The sequence below is a fragment of the Actinomadura barringtoniae genome (genome assembly GCF_017573505.1).
In the GTDB taxonomy this organism is placed as follows: domain Bacteria; phylum Actinomycetota; class Actinomycetes; order Streptosporangiales; family Streptosporangiaceae; genus Spirillospora; species Spirillospora barringtoniae.
Genome location: NZ_JAGEOJ010000005.1, coordinates 300,195 through 323,714, shown reverse-complemented (window position 1 = coordinate 323,714; position 23,520 = coordinate 300,195). Strand labels below are relative to the sequence as shown.

General features: G+C 70.7%; 19 protein-coding genes and 1 pseudogene. 5 read left to right on the top strand and 15 right to left on the bottom strand.

Annotation, left to right across the window (positions count from 1 at the left end):
* Positions 1 to 174: 174 nt before the first annotated feature.
* From J4573_RS14325 to J4573_RS14315, 3 genes are all read left to right on the top strand, one after another.
* Positions 175 to 1,968, top strand: a complete 1,794-nt coding sequence (locus tag J4573_RS14325) for a serine/threonine-protein kinase (RefSeq protein ID WP_208255919.1) — start codon at positions 175 to 177, stop codon at positions 1,966 to 1,968.
* A 125-nt stretch (positions 1,969 to 2,093) separates the two neighbouring features.
* Complete coding sequence (locus tag J4573_RS14320; RefSeq protein ID WP_208255918.1) at positions 2,094 to 3,743, top strand: serine/threonine-protein kinase; 1,650 nt, start codon at positions 2,094 to 2,096, stop codon at positions 3,741 to 3,743.
* Positions 3,744 to 3,857: 114 nt separating this feature from the next.
* Complete coding sequence (locus J4573_RS14315; RefSeq protein ID WP_208255917.1) at positions 3,858 to 5,606, top strand: serine/threonine-protein kinase; 1,749 nt, start codon at positions 3,858 to 3,860, stop codon at positions 5,604 to 5,606.
* A gap of 43 nt (positions 5,607 to 5,649) precedes the next feature.
* On the opposite strand, the gene J4573_RS14310 is transcribed toward J4573_RS14315, so the two are convergent.
* From J4573_RS14310 to J4573_RS14265, 10 genes are all read right to left on the bottom strand, one after another.
* Positions 5,650 to 6,858 (bottom strand): DUF6114 domain-containing protein, encoded by a 1,209-nt coding sequence (locus J4573_RS14310; RefSeq protein WP_208255916.1) that lies wholly within the window; start codon positions 6,856 to 6,858, stop codon positions 5,650 to 5,652.
* Positions 6,859 to 6,887: 29 nt separating this feature from the next.
* Positions 6,888 to 7,481: a DUF6230 family protein gene (locus tag J4573_RS14305; protein ID WP_208255915.1), complete on the bottom strand. Its 594-nt coding sequence runs from the start codon at positions 7,479 to 7,481 to the stop codon at positions 6,888 to 6,890.
* Between the two features lie 262 nt (positions 7,482 to 7,743).
* Positions 7,744 to 8,358, bottom strand: coding sequence for a response regulator (locus J4573_RS14300; RefSeq protein WP_208255914.1), 615 nt, complete (start codon positions 8,356 to 8,358; stop codon positions 7,744 to 7,746).
* A gap of 107 nt (positions 8,359 to 8,465) precedes the next feature.
* Complete coding sequence (locus J4573_RS14295) at positions 8,466 to 9,131, bottom strand: response regulator (RefSeq protein WP_208255913.1); 666 nt, start codon at positions 9,129 to 9,131, stop codon at positions 8,466 to 8,468.
* Positions 9,128 to 10,423, bottom strand: coding sequence for a sensor histidine kinase (locus tag J4573_RS14290; protein ID WP_208255912.1), 1,296 nt, complete (start codon positions 10,421 to 10,423; stop codon positions 9,128 to 9,130). The genes J4573_RS14295 and J4573_RS14290 overlap by 4 nt, the downstream gene beginning before the upstream one ends.
* Positions 10,424 to 10,574: 151 nt before the next feature.
* A complete protein-coding gene (locus tag J4573_RS14285; RefSeq protein WP_208255911.1) occupies positions 10,575 to 11,912 on the bottom strand; it encodes an alpha/beta hydrolase in 1,338 nt (445 codons plus the stop codon).
* A 1-nt stretch (position 11,913) separates the two neighbouring features.
* Positions 11,914 to 13,047, bottom strand: a complete 1,134-nt coding sequence (locus J4573_RS14280) for an alpha/beta hydrolase (RefSeq protein WP_208255910.1) — start codon at positions 13,045 to 13,047, stop codon at positions 11,914 to 11,916.
* Positions 13,048 to 13,279: 232 nt separating this feature from the next.
* Complete coding sequence (locus J4573_RS14275; protein ID WP_208255909.1) at positions 13,280 to 14,302, bottom strand: cytochrome P450; 1,023 nt, start codon at positions 14,300 to 14,302, stop codon at positions 13,280 to 13,282.
* 165 nt (positions 14,303 to 14,467) lie between these two features.
* Positions 14,468 to 15,151, bottom strand: a complete 684-nt coding sequence (locus J4573_RS14270; protein ID WP_208255908.1) for a response regulator transcription factor — start codon at positions 15,149 to 15,151, stop codon at positions 14,468 to 14,470.
* Positions 15,148 to 15,867 (bottom strand): sensor histidine kinase, encoded by a 720-nt coding sequence (locus J4573_RS14265; protein ID WP_208255907.1) that lies wholly within the window; start codon positions 15,865 to 15,867, stop codon positions 15,148 to 15,150. The genes J4573_RS14270 and J4573_RS14265 overlap by 4 nt, the downstream gene beginning before the upstream one ends.
* 294 nt (positions 15,868 to 16,161) lie before the next feature.
* On the opposite strand from J4573_RS14265, the pseudogene J4573_RS56675 reads away from it, so the two are divergent.
* Together J4573_RS56675 and J4573_RS56070 are read left to right on the top strand one after the other, a co-directional pair.
* Positions 16,162 to 16,464, top strand: a pseudogene (locus J4573_RS56675) (MBL fold metallo-hydrolase); the annotation flags it as partial.
* 105 nt (positions 16,465 to 16,569) lie between these two features.
* A complete protein-coding gene (locus J4573_RS56070; protein ID WP_307796630.1) occupies positions 16,570 to 17,763 on the top strand; it encodes a Rieske (2Fe-2S) protein in 1,194 nt (397 codons plus the stop codon).
* 85 nt (positions 17,764 to 17,848) lie between these two features.
* Here the strand turns inward: J4573_RS56070 and J4573_RS14255 are convergent, their stop codons facing one another.
* Genes J4573_RS14255 through J4573_RS14235 form a run of 5 tightly spaced genes read right to left on the bottom strand, consistent with a single transcriptional unit; the run spans position 17,849 to position 23,514 of the window.
* The gene (locus J4573_RS14255; protein ID WP_208255905.1) at positions 17,849 to 18,769 is read right to left on the bottom strand and encodes a hypothetical protein; all 921 of its coding nucleotides are present in this window, start codon (positions 18,767 to 18,769) and stop codon (positions 17,849 to 17,851) included.
* Positions 18,770 to 18,792: 23 nt separating this feature from the next.
* On the bottom strand, positions 18,793 to 19,566 hold the full coding sequence (locus J4573_RS14250) for a sugar transferase (RefSeq protein ID WP_208255904.1): 774 nt from the start codon (positions 19,564 to 19,566) through the stop codon (positions 18,793 to 18,795).
* Positions 19,563 to 20,927, bottom strand: a complete 1,365-nt coding sequence (locus J4573_RS14245; protein ID WP_208255903.1) for a lipopolysaccharide biosynthesis protein — start codon at positions 20,925 to 20,927, stop codon at positions 19,563 to 19,565. Before J4573_RS14245 ends, J4573_RS14250 begins: the two co-directional genes overlap by 4 nt.
* Positions 20,924 to 22,279, bottom strand: coding sequence for an O-antigen ligase family protein (locus J4573_RS14240; RefSeq protein ID WP_208255902.1), 1,356 nt, complete (start codon positions 22,277 to 22,279; stop codon positions 20,924 to 20,926). The genes J4573_RS14245 and J4573_RS14240 overlap by 4 nt, the downstream gene beginning before the upstream one ends.
* Positions 22,276 to 23,514: a glycosyltransferase gene (locus J4573_RS14235; protein ID WP_208255901.1), complete on the bottom strand. Its 1,239-nt coding sequence runs from the start codon at positions 23,512 to 23,514 to the stop codon at positions 22,276 to 22,278. The genes J4573_RS14240 and J4573_RS14235 overlap by 4 nt, the downstream gene beginning before the upstream one ends.
* Positions 23,515 to 23,520 lie beyond the last annotated feature (6 nt).

The window sequence follows — 23,520 nt, the reverse complement described above, 5'->3', positions numbered from 1 at the left end:
CTGTCGTGGTCTCTTATTTGTACCGGTTGTCACGTCCATCACGCTCTGTCGGTCAATTGTCCGGCGTGAACTCGGGGGTTACACCGGACGTCGTACAGGTGGGGGGATAGTGGGGGGCGAGGCCCGCGAGGGCCGAGTCCAAGATTGTCAGCAAAAGTCGATATGGTCGCGGATATGCCGAACGAGTCCACCGGCGAGCGGTTGCTCGCTCACCGCTACCGACTGGTGACCCAGGTCGGTCGCGGTGGCATGGGCACGGTCTGGCAGGCTCACGATGAGGTCCTCGGTCGTGACGTTGCGGTGAAGGAGGTCATCCTGCCGCATGGTCTCACCGATGAGGAGCGGGATGTGCACCACAAGCGCACTTTCCGCGAGGCCCGCACCGCCGCCCGGCTCGGCCACCCCGGCGTCGTCACCGTCTACGACGTCGTCGAGGAGGACGGCCGCCCCTGGATCGTCATGGAGCTCATCCACGCGCGGTCCCTGGACCAGGTGATCAAGCAGGACGGGCCGATGGAGTCCCGGCGGGCCGCCGAGATCGGCCGCCAGATGCTCGCCGCCCTGCACGCCGCCCACGACGCGGGCGTGCTGCACCGCGACGTCAAGCCCAGCAACGTGCTGCTCACCCGCGGCGACCGCGCGATCCTCACCGACTTCGGCATCGCGACCGCCTCGGGCGACGCGACGCTGACCCAGACCGGCCTGGTGATGGGGTCGCCCGCCTACATCGCCCCCGAGCGGGCGCGCGGGCGCACCGCGGGACCGGCCTCGGACCTGTGGTCCCTGGGCGTCACGCTCTACGCGATGGTCGACGGCAAGTCCCCGTTCGAACGCAGTGAACCGATGGCGGCCCTCGTCGCGATCATCTCCGAGGACCCCGAGCCCCCGGCGGGCGCCGGCCGGCTCTCCCCGGTCATCGAGGGCCTGCTCCGCAAGAACCCCGACCAGCGCATGGATGCCATCGAGGCCGGCATCATGCTGGACGAGATCGTCCGCCGTGAGACTGTCGACACTCAGCGTACCCTCGCGGTCGAGCTTCCCCTGGAAGCGCCGGTCAAGCGCCGTTCCGAGCCCGAGGAGCCCAAGCCGTCGGACGCCTACGACGACTCGTTCGGCACCTTCGGTGAGCACGAGTTCGACGACGCCTACCTGGAGCCTCCGGCCGAGGACAACCGCACCCGCGTGAGCTCCATGCCCGCCGACCTGGCCGAGGCCGACCGGCCGGGCCCCGCGGCGACCGAGCCCGCGGGCACCCACTTCCCGCCGGTCACCCACGCCCCGCACCGGCCCGTCGTCCCGATGGGCCGCAACATCCTGATCGTCGCCGCCATCGTCGTGATCCTCCTGATCGCGATCGTCAGCGTCGCGATGGCGATGTCCAGCGGCGACAAGAAGAACGCCGGCCCCACGAAGTCTCCTTCGACGAAGGCCACCCAGACCAAGGCGTCGTCCGCGCCCCCGACCTCCGCCCCGCCCACCTCGGCCAAGCCCTCCAGCCCGTCCGTCCCCGCGGGATTCCACAAGCACGATGACAAGACGGGCTTCTCCATCCTGGTCCCGGACGGCTGGAAGGGGCCGAAGAAGCGCGGCAGCTCCGAGTCGAGCGTCTTCTTCGATGCCCCGCACGGCGGCTACATCCAGGTCGACCAGACCTCGCACCCGAACCCCAGCGCCCTGAAGGACTGGGAGGAGTACGAGCCCAGCGCCCGCGGCCGCTTCCCCGGCTACAAGAAGATCAAGATCGCGCCCGTGGCCAAGGGGTCCCCGATCAGCGACCCGACCGGCGCCAAGTCCGCCGACTGGGAGTGGACCTACGACGGCGACGGCGGCCGGATGCACGGCCTCAACCGCGGCTTCGTGATGAACGGGATCGGCTACGCCATCGTTCTCGTCACGCAGGACAGCGGCTGGGACAAGTCCCTCGCGGACCTGGCCCCCGTATACGAGCAGTTCAAACCCGCTGACTGACCGTACGGCGCGGCCGGGGACCGAGGCGGGACCGAGGGCGGGACCCAGGCGCGAGGCGGTCCGAGGGATACCGATCCGGACCTTGTATGCCGTTCTGTTAGGTGAGGTCGGTAGTGTCCCCTCCCATGGCATTGGGGGATCAGGCTGTTCAGGGGGCCGGACGGATCCTGGCCGGGCGCTACCGGCTGGTGTCGGTGGTCGGCCGCGGCGGCATGGGGACCGTCTGGCGCGCCGTCGACGAGGTGCTGCACCGGGACGTCGCGATCAAGGAAGTGCAGCTGACCGACAGCGCGGGCGACGCCGAGCGCGAGAGCAGGCACGAGCGGACGCTGCGGGAGGCGCGGGCGACGGCCCGGCTGAACCACCCGGGCGTGGTGACCGTACATGACGTCGTGGACGAGGACGACCGTCCCTGGATCGTCATGGAGCTGGTGGCGGCCCGTTCCCTGCAGGAGATCATCGACGCGGACGGCTCGCTGCCGCCCGAGCGCGTCGCCGAGATCGGCCGTCAGGTGGTCGGGGCACTGAGCGCCGCGCACGCGATCGGGATCATGCACCGGGACGTCAAGCCGGCGAACGTGCTGCTGGCGAGCGACGGCCGGGCCGTACTGACCGACTTCGGGATCGCGCACATCGCCGGGGACGCGACGCTGACCTCGACCGGGGGCCTGCTGGGCTCGCCGGCCTACATGTCGCCCCAGCGCATCAACGGCGAGCGCGCCACCCCGGCCGCCGACATGTGGGGCCTCGGCGCCACCCTGTACGCGGCCGTCGAGGGCCGCCCGCCGTTCGACCGCAGCGACGCCATGGCCGTGCTGGCCGCCGTGATGACCCAGCGGCCCACCGAGCCGCGCAAGGCCGGTCCGCTGGCCCCGGTGCTCGCCGGGCTGCTGACCAAGGACCCGGTGGAACGGATGACCGCCGCGGACGCCGAGGAGGCGCTCGCCTCTGTCGCCAGGGGACAGCACGTCCCGGCGCCCCGTACCGCCGCCTCTCCCGTGGTCTCGCCGCCGCCCTCGGGCACGCCCATCGCCTCGATTCCCGTGCCGGTGCCCGTTCCCACGCCCGACCTGACCGAGGTCGCGATCGGCGGCCCGCCCACCTACCCGGCGACTCCCGGCGGCGGAGGCAAGGCCCGCAAGGTCTTCATCCCGCTGGCGGCGGCCGTGCTGATCGCCGGAGTCGCGGTCGGCGTCTTCGTCGCGCTCAACAACAAGGGCGACGACAAGCCCGGGCCCGGCCCCGCGTCCTCCAGTCCCGTCGCGGGCGGCAAGACCACGGACGGTGCCGGCACGTCCACGGACGGGAGCAGGCCGACGCCGCCGGCGTCGCCGGTGACGGCCCCCGGCATGGCCCGCACCGTCAGGGACGGAGCCACGCTCCAGGTGCCGGCCGGCTGGCGGACCTACAAGAGGAAGCAGGCCTTCTTCTGGAGCGAGGGCACCTCCGGCATCCCCTACGTCCAGTTCGATCTCACTCCGTGGGGTGGAGAGCCCAGGGAGCACGCCCTCGAGTGGGAGAACACGGTCGTCGCGAAGAACGACCTGAAGGGCTACAACCGGATCGGCGGCCCGAGCCCCGCCGCCGTGCCGGGAGCCAAGGCCGTCGACCTGGAGTACACGTTCCAGACGAGCGGGGGGACGATGCGCGCGGTCAACCGGGGCATCCTCACCGCCGACGGCCGCCACTACGCGCTGGCGTTCGTGGCTCCGGCGTCGCGCTGGAACCAGTACCGGGACACCGTGAAGAATGTCCTGGGCGGCTTCCGGCCGTGACCGCCCAATGAACTCCACGACCGCTCGGCGCGTCCCAGTTACGAGAGTTGCCGTTGAGACGGGCACGGGGCGCTCGTCTAGGCAACGACCTGTACTACGGGGGACCATTTAGTCATGGCAGAGGGTCATCTGCTGGGCAACCGCTACCGCTTGGACGCGGTGGTGGGCCGCGGCGGGATGGGCACGGTGTGGCGCGCCTATGACGTCATGCTCGACCGCGAGGTCGCCGTCAAGGAGGTCGTGCTCCCGCCGGGCCTGAGCGCGTCCGAGCGGGACGTCCTCTACGAGCGGACCTTCCGGGAGGCGCGGGCGTCCGCCCGCCTCAACCACCCGGGCGTGGTGGTCGTGCACGACGTGGTCGAGGAGACCGGCCGGCCCTGGATCGTGATGGAGCTGGTCCAGGCCAGGTCGCTGCAGGACATGATCGAGGAGGGGCTGCTCCAGCCCCGCGAGGTCGCCGAGATCGGCCTGCAGATGCTGAAGGCGCTCCGGCACGCCCACGAGAAGGGCATCCTGCACCGCGACATCAAGCCCAGCAACGTGCTGATCACCGACGCGGGCCGGGTGGTGCTGACCGACTTCGGCATCGCCCAGGTCGAGGGCGACGCCACGCTGACCCAGACCGGCCTGGTGATGGGGTCGCCCGCCTACATCCCGCCGGAACGGGCTCAGGGCGAGCGGGCCGTGCCCGCGTCCGACCTGTGGGCGCTCGGCGCCACCATGTACGCCGCGCTGGAGGGCCGTTCGCCCTACGAGCGGGCGGACGCGATGGCCTCGCTCGCGGCGGCCCTGGCCGAGCCCGTGCCGCCGCCGCGCAACGCGGGCCCGCTCAACCGGGTGCTGGAGGGGCTGCTGGCGCGCGAGCCGGTGAACCGGATGAACGCCGCGCAGGCCGCACCGCTGCTCACCGAGGTCGCCACGATGCCGGCGCCGGCGCCCAAGGCCCCGGCCGGTCAGGGCCCGCTGTCGATCACCGACGAGACGATGATGGACGAGCCGCCGGCGCAGTTCCCGATCGCCGCCTCGGCCGAGCTCCCCGGTGAGACCGTGCTGGACTCGACCGAGATCGAGGCGGCCACCCGCCAGGACGCTCCCCACGGCGGCCCCGCCTCGCCGCCCTCGGGAGTCCAGCGGCCGGACCCGAACGTCAGCGCCGACCCCGAGTCCCGCACGCTGCTGGAGAGCAACTGGGGAGCCGCTCCGCAGCAGTCGCACCGGACGCAGGCGCCCTGGGAGGCGCTGCCCGGCCAGTGGACCCAGCAGCCGACGCCCGCGCCGAACCCGCGCCGCGAGCGCACCAAGACCGTCCTCATCGTCGTCCTCGCGGTCGTCCTGGTGGTCGCGGCGGTACTGGTCGGCGCCGTCATCCTGCGCCAGAAGCTGAACGGCTCGAACGGCCCCGGCGGCATCACCGGCAGCGCGCAGGCCACCAAGGTCATCCAAGGGGTGGGCTACAGCGTCACGGTCCCCAAGGACTGGGCCTTCAAGAACAACAAGGACGGCAAGCCCCAGCTCCAGTCGCCGGACGGCAAGTCGTTCCTTCTGGCCGACTCCAAGAGCTGGGTCGCCGCGAACCCGATGGCGCAGGCCCAGCTGTCCAACGCCCAGGCGCCGACCTCGCCGCGGATCAGGCGCAACTACAAGCCGGTCACCGCACCGGCACCGGTTCTCTATCAAGGGCATCAGGCCGCCGACTGGGAGTTCACCTTCACCGAGCTCGGCGGCCAGGACATTCACGTCAAGGACCGGTTCGTCGTGATCAACGGGGTCCAGTGGGCGATCTACTTCCGTACCCCGGCCGCCGACTGGGCCAAGATGGAGCAGGTCAGGACGACGGCCTTCGCCACCTTCAAGGTGAGCTGAGCTGCCTGAGCCGAGGGTGAGCTGAGCGGCCTGAGGCGAGGGGTCAGGCGTTGACGGTCAGGCCGGAGATCTGGGCGCCGCCCGCGTCGACCGCGGCCTGCTCCGACACCACGTCCGTCATGATCATGTAGGGCAGGACCAGCGGCGGCGGGCTGTCGGGGGTGAAGGTGAGCGGGATCCCGATCAGCTTGGACGACATCTTGGTCGTGTACATGGTCACGCCGTCGTTCAGCGTCAGGTTGCCGGTCTTCAGGCTGTTGCTCGCGCCGCCGTGCCCGGTCGTCTGGTCGACGTTCTTCAGCACGGCCTTGCTCATCGAGAACTTGAGCGCCCGGACGGTGCCGCTCGGGGTGTCCAGCTCGGCGACGCCGTCGTAGCTGAGGCCCGACATGGTGAGCGAGCTCGCGCGCAGCGTCGACAGGTCGGTGTAGGCGTGGAAGCCGGACCCGGCGGACTTGGTCTTGACGTCCTTGAGGCAGGACTGCGGGTTCTTGGCGTCCTTCAGCTCGTTCAGGAGCATGCCCGCCTGCGCCTGCGAGAGGCCGGAGGTGTCGGCCGGAAGCTCGGGGCACTCCTTGGCCTTGGCCGCGTCGTCCGTCGCGCCGGGCGTCGCGCTCGTGCCGGGCGTCGGCGTCGCGTCCGGACCCGGAGTGGTCGACGTGCTCGGGGCCGGCGTCGGGCTGGTGACCGGAGCCGTCGGCGAGGAGGGCGTCGGCGTGGGGGAGGGCGAGAAGAAGTGCGCGCCGAGCGCGATCGGGAGGATCGCGGGGGCGGCGAACGCCATCATCTTGCCGTGCCGGGGACCCGTGCGGGTGGGCAGGGGATCGGCGTGCACGGCGGGCTTGGGCTCGATGAGGTAGTCGGGCTCGGCGTTCTGCGGCGGCTCAGGGGGCGTACGGCGGGCCATGGGCGACCACGCGAAGCCCATGGTCCCGCCGATGAGGCCGAGCAGCATGCCCAGCAGGAAGCCGCCGAAGTTCGAGGTGAGGAACGAGGCCAGCGACAGCAGCACGGCGAGGATGCCGTAGAAGCTGCGCTGGGCCGGCTGGAACCACAACAGCGCACCGGCGACGATGAGCAGCGCTCCGATGAGCCAGCTCGCGATGCCGGCCATGCCCTGGTGGATGGTCAGGGGCATGGGCGCCATGGGGATGGCGATGAGTTCGATGCCACCGAGGATGGCGAACACGCCACCCCAGAAGGGGCGTGTCCGCCGCCAGCGGCGGAACCCGTGCGGTTCGGCGGATGTCATACGTCTCTCAGACCTCGGAACTCAGGACTCTAGAAGCACTCGTCGCCGAGCTTCATGCTGAGGTTGCTCAGCTTGAAGGTGCCGGCGGTGGTCGCCCAGGCGACCTGCTTGACGTTGTTGAGCTGGACCTCGTTGGCCTGCTGGCCGAAGCCGCCGGCCTGGCCCTTCACGCCGTTCGGGCCCTTGGACAGGGTGGAGGCGTCCTGGCCGATCTGGATGTTCTTGAACGTGGCGTCGGCGTTCAGCTGCTCCACGTCCAGCACCAGGTTGGTGGCCTCGACGGGCTTGCCGCCGGTGCCGGCGGTGAGCCGCAGGGTGAACGGGCCGACCTTCACCGACTGGCACATGTTCTTGATCGTGGCCGAGCGGATGCCGGAGATCTGCACCGGGTGCTTGTCGCCGTTCTTCGACTGGTCGACGTCCCCGTACTGAACGAAGCCCTTGCCGTCGAGAGAGTCGGCGCTGACCTTGAAACTGCTGCCCGAGACCGCGAAGGACGAGGCGATGGTGCCGGACGCGGTCATGAAGATCAGCGCGCCGGCGCCGAGGGCGGCGGGGGCCGCGATGGCGGCCAGCCGCTTCCAGCGGACGCGGCCGAGGGGGGCCTCGGGAGAGTTGGTCATGAAGCACTCCAGGGGGAGGTGGCCCGGGAAACCGGACACGGGTGACGCCCGTCACTTACGTGACGTTCTGGTGCGAAGTTACCCCCAAGTACTTACTTGCGCAAAACCCAAATACAACCTCAAAAGGTAAAAACTCGGGCGTCTGACCTGGGGAAATATTCGACAGGCCGTCAATAGTGGGAGTTTCGGACGTCTGAAATCCGGCTACGCAGCGTGGCGATGAACGCCGGATCGGCCGCCCTGGACGGCCGGAATCGGGGGCTCAGCCGCCCTCGGCGAGGGTGTCGAGCGTCGCGCGCAGCTCGGCGACGTGCCCCTCGATCCGGTCCAGCGCGGCCGCCCCGGCGGCGTGCGCGCGCAGCTCCGCCAGATCGTCCTCGATCAGCGTCACGCCGTCGTGCAGCGACTTCAGGACCCGGTCGGAGGCGGCCTCGCCGACGCCGTCGGAGATCGCCTCGCGCAGCACCGCGGCCTGCCGCCGGACCTGGAGGTCGCGGCGGTGCAGCTCCAGGAAGACCGAGACCTTGGCGCGCAGCAGCCAGGGGTCGAACGGCTTGGTCAGGTAGTCGACCGCGCCCGCCTCGTAACCGCGGAACGCCTGGTCACCGGCCGAACCGGCGGCGGTGAGGAAGATGATCGGGACGTCCCGGGTGCGGGCGCGGCTCTTAATGTGGCCCGCGGTCTCGAAGCCGTCCATGTCCGGCATGACGACGTCGAGAAGGATCAGCGCGAACTCCTCGCGGAGCAGCTCGCGCAGGGCGTCGCGCCCCGAGGTGACGGTGACGACGTCTACCGGAAGCGAGTCGAGGACGGCGGCGAGGGCCGTGAGGTTCTCCTCGCGGTCGTCGACGGCGAGGATCTTCGTCGCGTGCGGCACCGTTCTCCCTCGACTCTCCCCTCGGCCCGATTCGGCACGGGCGTCTACCCCTACACCCTGTCATGTCCTCGCGCGGCGTGACAGCGGATCCGCGCAGAGTGAGAGAATCAGGACAGCCAGCCCGGTTTGACCAACCCCGACTCATAAGCGAAGACGACCAGCTGCGCGCGGTCGCGGGCGCCGAGCTTCACCATCGTCCGGCTGACGTGCGTCTTGGCCGTCGCCGGGCTCACGACCAGGCGCGCCGCGATCTCCTCGTTGGTGAGCCCCTCGCCGACGAGCGCCATCACCTCGCGCTCGCGTTCGGTCAGCGCGTTCAGGCGGGGCGAGGGCGCGGGCTCCTTGGCCCGGGTGGCGAACTCGGCGATGAGGCGCCGGGTCACGCTCGGCGACAGCAGGGCGTCCCCGGCGGCGACGGCACGGACCGCGTGGATCAGCTCGACCGGCTCGGTGTCCTTGACCAGGAACCCGCCGGCCCCGCCGCGCAGCGCCTCGAAGACGTACTCGTCCAGCTCGAACGTGGTGAGGATGACGATGCGCACCCCGTCCAGCCGTTCGTCGGCGGCGATCTGGCGGGTCGCGGTCAGGCCGTCCATGCCGGGCATCCGGATGTCCATGAGGATCACGTCCGGGCGCAGCCGCCGCGCCTGGGCGACCGCCTCCTCGCCGTCGCTCGCCTCGCCGACCACCTCGATGTCGGACTGGGCGTCCAGGAGCGCCCGGAACCCGGCGCGGACGAGGACCTGGTCGTCGGCCAGCAGGACCTTGATCATGGTGAGCTCCCGTCGATCGGCAGGGTCGCGGTGACGCGGAAGCCGCCGCCGGGCCGCGGTCCGGCCTCGAACCGGCCGCCCAGCGCCGTCGCGCGCTCGCGCATCCCGCGGATCCCGCTTCCGGTCCCCTCGGGGTGGTCGTCCAGCAGCGACACGCCCCGGCCGTCGTCGTCGACCTGGACGGCGATGTCCCGATCACCGTAGGCGATCCGCACGGTGGCCGTCACCGGGCCTGTCCCGGCGTGGCGGGTGACGTTGGTGAGCGACTCCTGGACGATCCGGTAGGCGGCCAGGTCGGCGCCCGCGGGGATCGGCCGCCGTTCGCCCTCGATCTGGGCGTCCACGGGCAACCCGGCCGTACGGGCCCGTTCCAGCAGCTCCTCCAGGCGGTCCAGCCCGGCGGTCGGCGAACGCGGCGCGGTCTCGCCGTCCGACCGCAGCACGCCGATCACCGACCGCATCTCGCTCAGCGCCTCCTTGGACGCGTCCTTGATCGCCGCGAGCGCCGTCCTGGCCTGCTGCGGGTCGTCGTCCATGAGGTGCAGCGCGACCCCCGCCTGCACGTTGATCATGGAGATGTTGTGCGCCAGCACGTCGTGCAGCTCGCGGGCCATCCGCAGCCGTTCCTCGCTGGCCTGCCGCCGTGCCTCCTCGGCGCGCGTCCGCGCCGCCTCGGCCAGCCGGACGCTCCGCAGCCTGATCAACTCGGCGGCCGTGAGGGTGACCAGCGCCCACCCGATCACCATCATCGTGCCGCCCCAGTCGGGCTTCTCCGCCTGGATCAGCCCCGAGCCGTGCCCGCGCACGTTCTGCCCGAACAGGGCTGTGAGGGCCAAATAGACGGCGATGGTGGCACTGGTACCCGCCCACGCCGCCAGGCGGTGTCCGGCCACGACAGCGGCGACCAGGGCCACCACCGCCGACAGGAAGACCGGCCCGTAGACGTAGCCGTGCAGGAAGTAGACGACCGTGACCGCGCCGACCCCGGCGAGCGTCGCCCGGGGGTAGCGCCGCCGGAACAGCAGCAGCGCGGGCCCGGCGATCAGCAGCAGGACGCCGAACGCGTCCAGGGGCTCGCAGGGCGGGCGATCCCGATGGCTCCCCGCCGGGCGGCCGGAGTCCCAGGGGCCCTGCCCGCCGGAGTCCCAGGGGCCGTGCCCGCCGGGTCCGCCGCCGTGCTGAGCGCCGAACGAGCCGCCGATCTGGAACGGCAGCAGGAGCAGCGGGACCACCCACACGGGCCAGCGCGACGGGCGCGGCCAGCGCGGACGATGCGGCTCGGCAGTGCTCATCGGCGAAGCCCCTCCCTCACGCCGGGGGGTGTGGGGGGTCGTCCCCCCACGGGCAGTAGAGCGCTCATTCCTGCACGTTAACTACCCGGACACCCGGGCTGCGTCGGCTGGGAGGAGTGATCGCCCGTACTCCCGCAGGCGTATGCCCTGGTTAGGCGCTTTCCGGTGTCTCGCTCTGCAGGTGGGCGCCGAGCCAGTCGACGATGGCGGGGAGGTCGGCGTGCCAGGCCTTGAGGGAGTTGGGGACGCCGTCGATGAGGATCTTGTCGCCCTTCATCGGCGGCCGGGCGAGGCCCGCGAACTCGGTGGCCTGCTGGGCGGGCCTGCCGCTGCCGGTCCCGGCGGCGAGCAACATCGCGATCGGGGGCTGCGGCAGGTTGCGCATGCGCCACAGCAGGTCGTTGTCCTGGCGGAACGCCTTGCTGCCGCCGTACAGGTCGGCGTGCCTGCCCCTGGCGGTCGTGCCGACGCCGCCGTCGGGCAGGTCGAAGTTGCCGTCGATGCTGGCGGCGGCCGCGAACCTGTCGGAGTGGAACATCGCCAGCCGGGCGGCGCACTGGCCGCTCGTGCCGTAGCCGACCGCGCCCCAGCCCTTGCGGGTGCGGGGCAGCCGGTAGGTGTCGGCGAGCGAGACCGGCAGGTCCTGGGCGAAGAACGTTTCGGCCTGGGCACCGCGCAGGCCCGGCACGTCCAGGCAGGTCGTCGGGTGGCCGCCGCCGACCGGCTGGGTCTTCGGCAGGCCCTTGGTCGCCTCGGGGCCCGCCGGGGGCTGCTTGGCCGGGTTCAGCCCGGCGTACGAGCGCAGCATGATGAAGATCATCGGCTGGGCGCGGCCGTCGGCGGCCTCCTTGAGGGAGACCTCGGCGAGCTTGGCCTGCTTGATCCAGGCGAGCTTGTCGTCGGAGGGACCGTTCCCTCCCGACATGAACAGCGTGACCGGCAGCCGCTTCTTGGCGTACTGCGGCTGGAAGTACTGCGGCGGCAGGTAGGCGTAGGCCTCGGTGTCCAGGCCGCTGCGCGCGCCGCGGATCTCCAGCTTGTCGACCCGGCCGTCCTTGGCGGGGTCGGGCGTACGGCCCTTGCGCTTGGGCGCCAGGTCGGTCGTGGTCCGCTTGATCAGGTCCGCGGGGTTGGTCTCCTGGCCCTTGCTGTTCTGTACGTTCTTGACGCCCACGTTGACGCGGTCGCTGCCGAACAGGTCGTTCCAGGACTGGTAGAAGACGAAGTACTTGTTGGCGAGCAGCACGAGCGTCGCGGTCATCAGGACCTGGCAGGTGAGCAGCAGGCCCGTTCGCGACAGCACGGCGAGGACGCTGCGGCCCGCCGTGCGGCGCCACGCCCACAGCGTGAGGACGAAGCCGGCGGCCGCCAGCAGGCAGATCGGGAGGAGCAGGCCCGCGCTGGTGGGCTCGAACGGCCCGGCATCGGCGAGCGGAGTGCCTGAGCTGAGGGGCGTTCCGGCGGTGAGGGGCATGTCGGCGAATGGCATGTCATTCCCCCTGGAGGTGGGTGCTCATCCAGTGGATGACCGGCGGGATGTACTTGCGGAACGTCTTGAAGTTGTGGCCGCCGGTCGGCAGCAGCTTCTCGTCGACGATGAGCGGCGGCCTGGCCTGTTTCATGAACTGCACGGCCGAGGGATAGGTCTTCTCGCCGATGCTGGCCGAGGCCACCAGGAGCGAGATCGGCGGCTGCGGGAGGTTCTTCAGCCGCCAGGTGAGGTTGTTGTCGCGGCGCAGGTCGGCGCTGCCGTCGTAGAGGTTGCGCGTGGTGCGGTCCAGAATGGCGTTGAAGTGGCCCGCCATGCTCGCCGCGGCGCTGAACCGGTCGGAGTGCAGCATCGCGATCTTGGTCGCGCAGTAGCCGCCGGTGGAGTAGCCCGCGATGCCCCAGCCCTTGCGGGTCTGTGCCGTGCGGTAGGCGCTCTGCACGGCCTCTGGAACGTCCTGGGCGAAGAACGTCTCGACCTTGGGCCCGCCGGGCACGTCCGCGCACTCGGTGTCCCAGCCGGGCTCCACCGTGGGCCGCATCATCACGTAGATCATCGGCTGGATCTGGCCCGCGTTCAGCTGCTTGGCGGCCTCGTCGGGGACGTGCCCCTTGTCGATCCAGGTGAGGTGGTCGACCGACGGGTAGCCGGCGATCAGCATCACGACCGGGAAGCGCTTGGTCGCGGCGTCCTTCTTGAAGTACTGCGGCGGCAGGTAGACGTAGGCGTCGCCGCTCAGCCCGGTGCGCACCCCGTGGATCTCCAGGTGCTGGAGCTGCCCGTCGCGCGAGGGCCGCTCGCCGTGGCCGGGGCCGAGCTTGGCGGTGATCGTACGGGTGACCTGCGTGGTCGCCGCCGCGTTCGGCCGCGTCTGCGGGTGCTGGTGGATCGTGGTCTTGCCGCCTGCCGCGCCCATGAGGTCGTTCCAGTTGCCGTAGAACTGGTAGTACGCGTTCACGATCACGAGCAGCAGCAGCACGATCAGCGTCTGCCCGCCGAGCAGCACGCCCGCGCGCAGCGCCAGGAAGCGGATCCCGCCGGTGGTGAGGCGAGGCCACACCCATACGGTGCCCGCGAGGGCGACGATCGTCAGCACGCTGAGGAGCGCGATCAGCCCCCCGCTGGTCAGTCCCACGTGACGGCACCCCTCGTCCGATCGACCCTGCCCCCGACGGCATGGGCGCGCAATGAACAACTCAACTGGCATGCAGGAGAGTTCCAGCGAACGTTAAGCCAACGGTCATGATCGTAGCCGCGGGGCGTCGCCGGAACGTCTTCAGAATGTCCTTGTCCGGCAGGTTGCGCCCTGTTTCAGGGGTCTCAGCCGCGGCCGTGCTTGGTCTGGTGACGAGCGCGTGAGATTGATCTCAGGCAGGACCATTCGCCCAGCGCACGGGGAGTCTTTCGAAGCCATGGCGGGCGATCGAGCGGACGGGGACGGCCTCGCCGGCCGGTTCCAGCCGCCCGGGGCGCTCCAGCACGGCATTGATCATCGCGCGGAGATGAACCCGGGCAAGACGGGCCCCCAGGCAGGCCCTTGTGCCCTGACCGAAACTCAGGTGATGGTCTGTCCCTTCCAGGAACCGCTCGGGCACGAACCGGGTCGGCTGAGCGAACGCCGCCTCATCGTGGTTGGCGGCGGTGAGCCACAGCGAGACGTGCTCACCGGCCAGCAGCGGCACGCCGCCCATCACCGTGTTCCGCCGTACGAGCCGCCGGACGTGCAGCACCGGCGTCCACCAGCGCAACATCTCCTCGACCGCGCTGTCGAGCAGGGCCTCCGCCTGCCCGTAGGCGTCCCCGTCGGCCCGATGACCGTCGCCGTCCGCTCGGGAACCGTTGCCGTCGCCCCGGTAGCCGTCGCCCTCGTGCTGGGCGGCGGTCAGCTTCGCGGCGCGGAGCCGGGCGTACTGGTCGGGGTTGCGCAGCAGGGCGTAGACGCCGCCCGCCAGGGTGTTGCGCATGGTCTCGGGCATCTCGGCGAGCACGTCGTGGATGAAGTCGACCGTGGTGCCCGTGACGCGGCTCAGCATGGCGCGGGCGGGCGGCTCCATGTCGATGAGCATCGCCGCGGCCTCCGGCTCGCCGCCGCCTTCCTCGCCACCGTCGGGGTGACCCTGCGTCCTGTCGTCGTCGTAGACCGGGCCGTGCAGCGCGTCATAGAGAACGGGGGTGAACAGCTCAGGCCGGGAGAGCGCCCTTCGTACGTCGTCGTACCGCAGGACGGCCCACGAGCCGGGCTCGTCGGCCAGTCGCCCATCAAGCCACACCACCGGGGTCTTGGCGCGCAGCCGATCCAGGCTGTCGTAGGGGACGCCGCGGACATAGGTGTCCGGACACCCGAGGACCTCGGCGTCGGAGATGGGCAGCGCGCCTCGTCGTTGAGGCATGGGGGCACCTCCTCTTCACCCGGAACGTAACCCGGTTCGCACCGAAGCCTCTATGTCCGGATTTGGCCTACGCATGCCTGCAACCCGGACGATCTGACGGGAGTCGGGGTTCGCGTGGCCGCTTCGGTCGTCGACCGGCGGGTCCTCCGCTGGTCTCGACGCTCCTCAGCCGGCGAGCCACTCACCGGTCTCCACGCTCACCAGTCCATGCCGTGCCGCCTCGATGACCGCCTCGCGCTGGGAGTGCACGCCGAGCTTGCTGAGCACGCTCTGGACGTGGCTGCGGGCGGTGCTGCGGGTCACGCCCATCGCCTTGGCCAGGGCCTGGGTTGACTCGCCGCGCGCCAGTCTGGTCAGGACCTCGCGTTCTCGCGGAGTGAGGAACTGCGCGACCTTCTGGGCCTGGCTGCGCGTCCGCGCGTCGCCGCCGGCGCCCGCCGCGGCGCCGCCGTGCCGCGCGCCGCCGCGGCCGCCGAGGTCGGCGACCACGTCGCCGGCCGCGACCCGGCGCAGCACGGTGAGGATGTCGTGCGCCTGCTGGCCCTTGTGCGCGAAGCCGCGCACGCCCGCCGCCAGCCCGGCGTCCAGGACCTCCTGGTCCATGAAGCCGGTCAGCACGACGAACATGGTCTCGGGAGCGGCGGCGCGCAGCCTCGGCATCCAGTCCAGCGCGGTGCCGGACGGGAAGTGCAGGTCGATCAGGCAGACGTCCGCGCGCCGCCCCCGCAGGACCGCGAGCAGGTCCTGCGGGGAGTAGGTCACGCCCGCGACGATGTGGCCGGCGTCGCCGAGCACCAGGGACAGCGAGTCGGCGAAGACCGCGTGGTCGTCACAGATGATGACCCTCATCGATGCGGCCGCCAGTCGTCGGCGCCGATGACGGCGGCCGGGTTCACGGCCGGGCTCATCCGCACCGGGGGCGCCGAGGGCAGCGACATCCGCACGCGCGCGCCGCCCATCTCGCAGGTGCGGATCTCCAGGCTGCCGCCGTAGCCGGAGATGAGGTCGTGCACGATGCCGAGGCCGAGAGAGGCCAGGCCGCGCGGCGCGCCCGTGCCCGCGCTCGTGCCCGGTCCCGCGCCGAAGCCGGGGCCGTCGTCGTCGACCTGGATGACGACCCAGCCGTGGTCGACCGCGACGTTGACGTTCACCCGGCCCGCCGCGACCCGGCAGGCGTTGTCCAGAACGTTGCGCAGCGCGCGCCACAGCGCGACCGCGTCCATGTGGGCCCAGGCCTCCGAGCCCTGGAAGCACACCTCGTGCGGAGTCGCGAGGCTCAGGCCCGTGACGACCTCGGCGGTCAGCCCGTCCACCCGGATGCGCTCCGGGCAGGGGAGCGGCTGCGGGTCGTCGTCCTCGTCGAGGCGGCGCAGCAGATGGTCCAGCCAGCGGGTCTCACCGAGCAGCTGCTCGATCCGCTCGCGGCTGCCGGCGCCGATGTCGTCGGCCACCACGACCGCCGAGGCCAGCATGATGATCGTGCCGAGCTCGTGCCTGATGTCGTGCCGCAGCCGTCGCCGCCAGAGACCCGGGTCCCCCGGCTCGGGTTCCAAAGGGCTCCGCATGGGGAGCGTGGTGGCAAAAGCGGGCGTGTCGTCCGGCGAAGACCGAGACTGCCCGTGGTTCATGGAAGACCCCCGTCCCTAATACCAGCACCCTCTCGACCGTCGCCCCGAAGGTCACTTGTGTCCAGTCAATTGACCGCAACCGACCAGCGTATGGCCGGAAGCGGACAGGGGTGAAGTGTGGTAAACCGCCCCCATTGTCGGGGCGTCTAAGTCAGGATTGTCGGTTTCCTTCCCGCCATTTTTTCCTATCCGCTCTTTCATGCCTACGGCGTAGCCGTCTTGCGCATTCCGATGGGTGTGAACGCCAGTCCCCGGAGAGACAGTCTCCGTATGCCAACGGTCACTTTTCTCGGACATGCGGGGCTGGCGGTCCAGGGGGCGGCGTTCCGCCTGCTAGCGGACCCTTGGCTCGCTCCAACAGGCGCGTTTCTCGGTGCGTGGCACCAGTACCCGAGAAACGATCACCTCGGCGTTCCCGCGGTGCTCGACGCGGACTGGGTCGCGGTGTCGCACGAACATCTAGATCACTTCGATCCCTGGGTCATCGAGCGGCTTCCCGAGCGCACCCGAATCCTCATTCCGGGCTATCCGGGCCCCGCCTTCCGGGAACGGATGCTGGCGGCCGCGGGCAGTCGTCAGGTAATCGAGATAGGGGCCTGGGAGAAATTCCCTCTCGACAATCGCGGATCATGGATCACGGTGATTCCGGAACTATCGCCGATGTGTCATGACGCCGCATTTCTCGTCGTCGCCGACGGGCACGGCATCCTGCACTGCAACGACGCCAGGCTGACCGCCGCGCAGGCGCGCCGGGCCAAGCATCTGGCCGGTGGGCTGAGCCTGATGGCCCTGCAGACCTCGGGCGCCTCCTGGCACCCGATCTGCTACGAGTACCCGCCGGAGGAGATGGCCAAGGTCTCGATGGACAAGCGCATCGCCAAGCTCCGCGCGGCACAGCGCCTCGTCCGCCAGACCGAGCCCGACCTCGCCGTCCCGTTCGCCGGGCCGCCGTGCTTCCTGGACCCCGAGGTGCACCACCTCAACTGGGTGCTCGACCAGGAGGACGGGGCGTTCTGCGACCCCGAGGTCAGCGCCGGCTGGCTGCGCGAGCACCTGCCGAACCAGCGCTGGGAGTCGTTCAAGCCCGGCGACGCCGTCGACCTGGTCACCGGCGAGGTCACGCGCGACCCGGTGTCGGCCCGGTTCTCGTTCGCCGACGCGTTCCGCCCCGGCTACCTGGAACGTTACGCGGCCGACCGCGCCGAGCTCATCGAGGGCGAGATGGCCGGGTACCCGATCCCGGACGCGGGGCTCTTCGACCGCTTCCGCAACCATTTCGAGTTCCTGGGCGGCCTGAGCGACTACTTCCGCGGCCAGATCAACATGATCGTCCGGTTCGAGATCACCGGGCCGAACGGCGGCACGTGGGACGTCGACTTCTCGCCCGAGGGCCTGAAGGTCGGCGAGGCCAGCGCCTCGGTGCGCCCGCACTACCGCATCACCACCGCCGGCCGCTGGCTGGACGGCGTCCTCACCGGCAAGCTGGCCTGGGAGGACCTGCTCATCTCGATGCGGCTCAGCCTCTATCGCGACCCCGACGTCTACAACGACTACCTCGTCGGCCTGCTGAAGCACGCCAACGCGATGGCGCTGGACGCCGTCGAGGCGTACGAGACCGGCCGCGACGAGCGCGAGCGGATCACGGTCCGTTCGGCGGGGCACTCCTACGACATCCCGCGCTACTGCCCGCACGCGGGCGAGGACCTGTCGGTCGGCGCGGTCATCGACAACGGCCGCCTGCGCTGCCTGGCGCACAACTTCACCTTCGACCTCGCCAGCGGCGAGTGCGTGAACGCCCGTTCCGCCAACCTCACGAGCCGCAAACTCCCCTAACCCCGCCCCGACAACACGCCGATCTTGCTCTGAGCGCCCTTTCCGGGGGGAAATGAGGGCGCTCAGAGCAAGATCGGCGTGTTGGTCAGCCGGGCATCTTGCTCGCGTTGTGACGCTTCATTAGCGTCTGCAGGTCGGGGCGGCCGTTCTGGCCGTTGGCGTCGGCGAGGGTCGGGCAGGCCCATTCGCCCTGGTGGCCCCACGAGTAGGAGATGTCCATCAGGGGGTTCGGCACGAGGCGGTCCCAGCGGCGCAGGAGCTGCTTGTACTGGTCCACGGTCGGCATCCAGTACTGCTTGGCGCCCCTGGAGCACTCGGTGCCGAACGCCTGGAAGACCGGGACGACCAGGCGGCGCGGGATCCCGGCGTCGTCGGACATGCGCACCATGCGGTCGATCGCGTCGACGTTGCACTCGTCGCGGGCCTGCGCGGAGCCCTTGCAGGGGTACGGGTCGAGCCCGACCAGGTCGACGCCGACCTTCTTCGGCGTGACCGGCTCCATCGGGAAGTCGGTGAGGGAGATGAAGCTGATCTGCCGGGGCGCCTGCTGCCGGACGTAGGCGGCGCGGCGCTTGATCTCGTCGGCGATCTTGGGGCAGGTGCCGGGGTCGGGCTCGTCGGACAGGTACCAGCCGTACACCTTGGGGTCGTGGCCGAGGCGCTGGACGGCGGCGGTGAAGTTCTCGTAGGAGGTCGCGAACTTCTCGCACTGGAAGTTGCCGACCCACACCAGCGCCTGCGTGCCCTCGGGGATGGAGGCGACCTCGTCGGGGTCCACGTCGAGCAGGTTGTAGCCGAGCTCCTTCAGCTTGGGGTAGTCCTTCGGCTCGGTGTTCAGCGCGATGTGCCGGGTGGCGCCGGGGTTGGGCGGCGTCGTGCCGGGGCTGGCCAGCGGTCCGCGGTACGGCTCGTAGGGATCGTCCGAGCTGCGCTGCACGAAGTAGAGGAAGCCCACCACCAGAATGAACGTGGCCACCACGGCCGAGACCTTGAAACGCATGTCCATCTTTCTCCCCGATGAAGTGGGGCTCAGGCGGCGGAGCCGGGCTCCTCCGCCGGCCGTTGCGCGTCGGCGGGCTGGTGCGGGCTTCGCTCGGTGACGGTGCCGTGGGCGGTCACCTCGAGCGGCGGGATGGTGAAGCCGAGAATGTGCCGCACCGTGTCCCATAGTGCCCGCAACGTCGCGCCCATCGAAGGGTCGGCCAGATAAACCGCGTCCACCTGGACGCGGGCGGGCACGATCCGTTCGATGTAGTTGACCAGATCGACCTCCTCGCCGGGCGGGAGCACATCGAAGTCACGGAAACGCACCTCCGAGACGCCGGTGAGCCCGGGCCGGTGGTCGAAGATCCAGCGGCAGTGCGCGTCGTAGTGCACGGCGAGGTCGTAGGTCTCCGGGCGCGGCCCGACCAGCGTCATGTCGCCGCGCAGCACGTTCACCAGCTGCGGCAGCTCGTCCAGCGACCACTCGCGCATCAGCTTGCCGACCTTGGTGAGGCGCGGGTCGCAGTTGGCGGTCACGGTGAGGCCGCCGACGCCCTGCCGCATCGTGCGGAACTTGAACATGGTGAACGGGCGGCCGCCCTGCCCGACGCGAGTCTGCTTGAAGACGCCGGGGCCGGAGCTCGACAGCCGTACGAGGAGATAGAGGAGGAAGAGCGGGATCGACAGCAGGATCAGGCCGGTGAGCGCGCCCGCGACGTCCAGCACTCGGCGGGCCGCCGAGGGCGGCACACCGTCGGACGGGTCGACGGAGCGGGTCTCCAGCTCCTTCTCGGACGGGTTCTCGGGCACGGCGGTCACCCCTTCTTCTCAACCTTCTCGACCTTCACGGCCTGGTCGGCCCGGCCGTTCCTCTCGGCCCTCTCGACGTGGAAGAACCACACCAGCAGCGCGGCGGTGGTGGCGACGAAGGACAGGGCGGTGGCGGTCGCGGCGCCCTCGGCGCCGAACGACGGGATCAGCATGACGCCGGCGATGACGACGACGGCGAGACCGATGCCCTGGCAGGTGGAGGCGGCGCCGGGCCGGCCGACCCCGTACAGGTAGGCCATGATCAGCCCGGTGACGCCGAACGTGACGACGCCCGCGAGCCGGATGTAGGTGGGCACCACCGCGTCGTCGAAGACGTCGCCGAAGATCCAGGGCAGGGCGGTGCCCGCGATGGCGGCGAGCGGGAGCGCGGCGACGACCGAGACCCCGAACGCGGGCAGGATCAGCTTGCGCGTGCGGCGCGTCGCCTCCGCCTTGTCGTCCTTGGCGAAGTCGGGGAACAGCACGTAGTTGAGCGCCAGGCCGGGCAGCTGCACGAGCTCGGCGAACTTGCTGGCGACCGTGTAGACGCCCAGCACCTTCGGCCCGGCCAGGCCGCCGAGCAGCGCCATGTCGAAGCGCAGCTGGAGCAGGTCGATGAGCTGGCCGAGATAGCCGCGGAAGCCGTAACTGGAGATCGTCCGGGCCAGGCGCAGGTCGGGGCGTCCCCAGCCGGCGAAGAACCCGCGCCGGGCGAGGCGCCGCGCGATCCAGGCCGCGGCGGCGACGTCGGCGAGGACCAGCCCGGCGATGAGCGCGCCCGGACCGTACCAGCCGATGAGGATCACGCCGTAGATGGGCAGGAAGACGAACTCCTCGACGGCGATCGCCATGCTCGCGCCGCGCATGTCCTCGGTGCCCTGGAGCAGGCCCTTGCCCACCGACACGTACCCCTGGGTGAACGAGGGGACCGCGGCGGCCACCGTGACCCAGATCCCGAACGACTTGAAGAAGACGAGGTAGAGAAGAGGTGTGAGCGCCAGCCACGACAGCCCGCCGATGAGCGCGCCGACGACGGTCAGCCAGGCCAGCGTCGGCCGTACGCGCGACTGGTCGTAGACCCGGCCGCTGGCGCTGCCGTCGGCAAGGAAGTAGGGCGCGGCGGCGGGCAGCCCGGCGTTCGACAGCTGGCAGAGCAGGCCCGGCAGGATCCGTACGAGCGTGAACGCGCCGACCAGTTCGGGCCCGCCGATCCGCGCCACCATGATGGTCGCCAGGCCGAGCGAGGCGAGCGCGCCGACGCGGCCCACCATGTTGCCCGCCATCAACGCGACGATCTTCTTGCTGACCGTCCGCCGCTGTGCCGGGGCCTCTATCTCTACGGGCTCTACGGGTCGCTGGGTCTCGGTCATCGCGTGGTCTCCGTCTCCTTGCGCCCGAAGAGATAGACCGCCGCTATCAGGCCGAAGAAGGCCCAGCCATGGCGGTAGTGCAGGACCTCGTAGAAGAGCCCGGAGATGAGGAAGACCGCGATCAGGCACCCGAACAGCTCCGGCCGTGGCACGACGGCGGCGAACTCGGGCTTCAGGGCGTTCCGCCGCGCGATCCGCACGCACTGCAGCAGCACCGTGCACAGCAGGACGATCAGCGCGATCCCGCCGAGGAAGCCGCGTTCCAGCACCGCCGCGATGTAGTCGTTGTGGGCCTCGCGGACGTAGGTCTCCTGGTTGTAGAGCATGTCCTTCTCGGTGCGGCCGGGCCCGATGCCCCACGGATGGGTCTGCTCCTTGATCATCCGTACCGTGGTGCTGAGGACGGTGCTGCGCGAGTTGGTGCTCTCGCCGGTGGTGCGGCCGATGGAGTCGCGCAGGATCGGCGAGGCGTCGCTGGCCTGCTGCAGGTAGGGCTGGATGTCGACGACCGACAGGACGGCGATCCCGCCGCCCCCGACGATCGTCGCCAGCGCGCCGACCGCGATGGCGTGGTGCGCCTTGCCCTCGCGGACCAGCCGGAACAGGTAGCCGAGGAAGATCGCGGCGCCGAGCGCGAGCGCGCCGCCGTTCGAGCCGGTCAGGCCTTCGGCGGCGAGCAGGATCCCGCACACCGTCCAGCGCTGCCAGGTCTTCTCCGGGATGTGCGAGGCCCGCGAGATGAAGTAGACGCAGATGAACCAGTTGGAGGCGTAGTTGGCGTCGCCGAAGGTGAACTGCGCGCGCTCGCCGTCCAGCTGCTTGCCCGACAGCGCCTCGATGCCCAGGACGAAGCCGACGATCATCACCAGCGCATAGAACGTGCCGATCCAGACCCACGCGCGCATCGCGAACTTCAGCGTCTTCGGATCGCGGCACAGGTTGGCGATGCTGACCGCCCACAGCAGCACGAACAGATCCTTGACCAGGGTGAGCGCGCCCGCGCCGTCGTTCACGATCGCGGCGATGCCGCCCGCGATGATGGTGAGGCAGGTCGGGATGAGGTACGGCCAGCGCACCGGCAGCCGCCGCGTGCCCGCCCACAGCAGCATGGTCGCCGTGACGATGACCAGCGTCAGGTCGGGCAGGCCGGTGTTGCCCGGGCCCGGTCCCATCCCGAACGGCTGGAGCATCGGCAGCGAGGCGATGCCGCCGACCAGCACGAGCGTGGTGACCTGCCGCTTCCGCCGCAACTCCCGCCGCGGCGGAGCCTGCGGCGTTCGGGCGGGGCCCGGGAGGCCCGCCGAGGGCGGGGCGGGCCTGTGCTCCGGTGGCTGTACGTCCGTCGTCGTCATCCGGCCTGCTTCCGGTACGGCCGCTGCGAGTTGCCCCGGTAGGTGTCGTCAAGGACGCCGCCGAGGTAGCCGGGGGAGAACCAGTCGCCGACGCGGTTGCGGGCCCGTTCGGCCATCCGCGCAGCCGCGGCCGGGTTGTCGAGGAGATGGCCGATGGCGCCCGCCAGCTGTTCGGGATCGGCGGGCGGCACGAGCATCCCGGTCTCCCCGGCCTGCACCAGGTCCTGGTTGGACGGCACGGCGGTCGCGACGAGCGGGATGCCCGCGCCGATCGCCTCGACCAGCACGCACGGCAGGCCTTCCCACCTGCTGCTCATCGCCATGACGTCGAAGGCGGGCAGCACATCGGCGACGTCGTCGCGGTGCCCGAGCCAGCGCATCCGGTCCTCGATGCCGAGCTTGGCGGTCAGCTTGGCGAGCTCGTCCGCCATCGCGCCGCCGCCGACCCACAGCCCGAACACGTCGTCGGGCAGCCGCGCCAGCGCCCTGGCGAAGATCTCCGGGCCCTTCTGGAACGTGAGGCGCCCGATCGAGCCGACGACCTTCACACCGAGCGGCAGGTCGAGCCTGCGGCGGGCCTGCGCGCGCGAGCCGGGCGCGGTGGCGTACGCGCCGATGTCGACCGCGGGCCACGACAGCCGGATCCGTTCGGGCGTCGCGAGGCCGAGCCGCAGCGCCGTCGTGATCGTCTCCGACCCGATGGCCAGGAACGCGTCGGTGTGCTTGGCCGCGATCCGTTCCAGCCTGATGTAGGCGGTCCGGCGCGCCCACGACTGGAACTCGTTGAACGGGAAGCCGTGCCAGGTGTGCACGATCCGCGGCACCCCGGCGCGCGCCGCCGCGACCCGGCCGATCACGCCGCCCTTGGCGCTGTGGGTGTGCACGACGTCGTACCGGCCCTCGGCCAGCACCCGGGTCAGCGTCTTCAGGGCCGCCATGTCGTCGCGCGGCGAGATCTGCGGGACCAGCGGCCGGACCTGAACGATCTCCATCCCGGCGGCGTGCGCCTGCGGCGTCATGTCGCCGGCCGCCGCGTTCGCCACCGCTTCGTCGCCGTAGAGAACGTCCGCGTCGGTCTCGCTGCTGGCGCTGTCGATGCCGACGGCGCCGGTGACGATCGCGCGTTCGTAGTCGCCGGGCGGCAGCGCGAGCGCTCCGTTCAGCGCCACCTGGCCGGCGCCGCCGTTGAAGCGGGTGATCACCGTGGCCACTCTGAGCTTGCGGTTCGTACTCACGGGCAC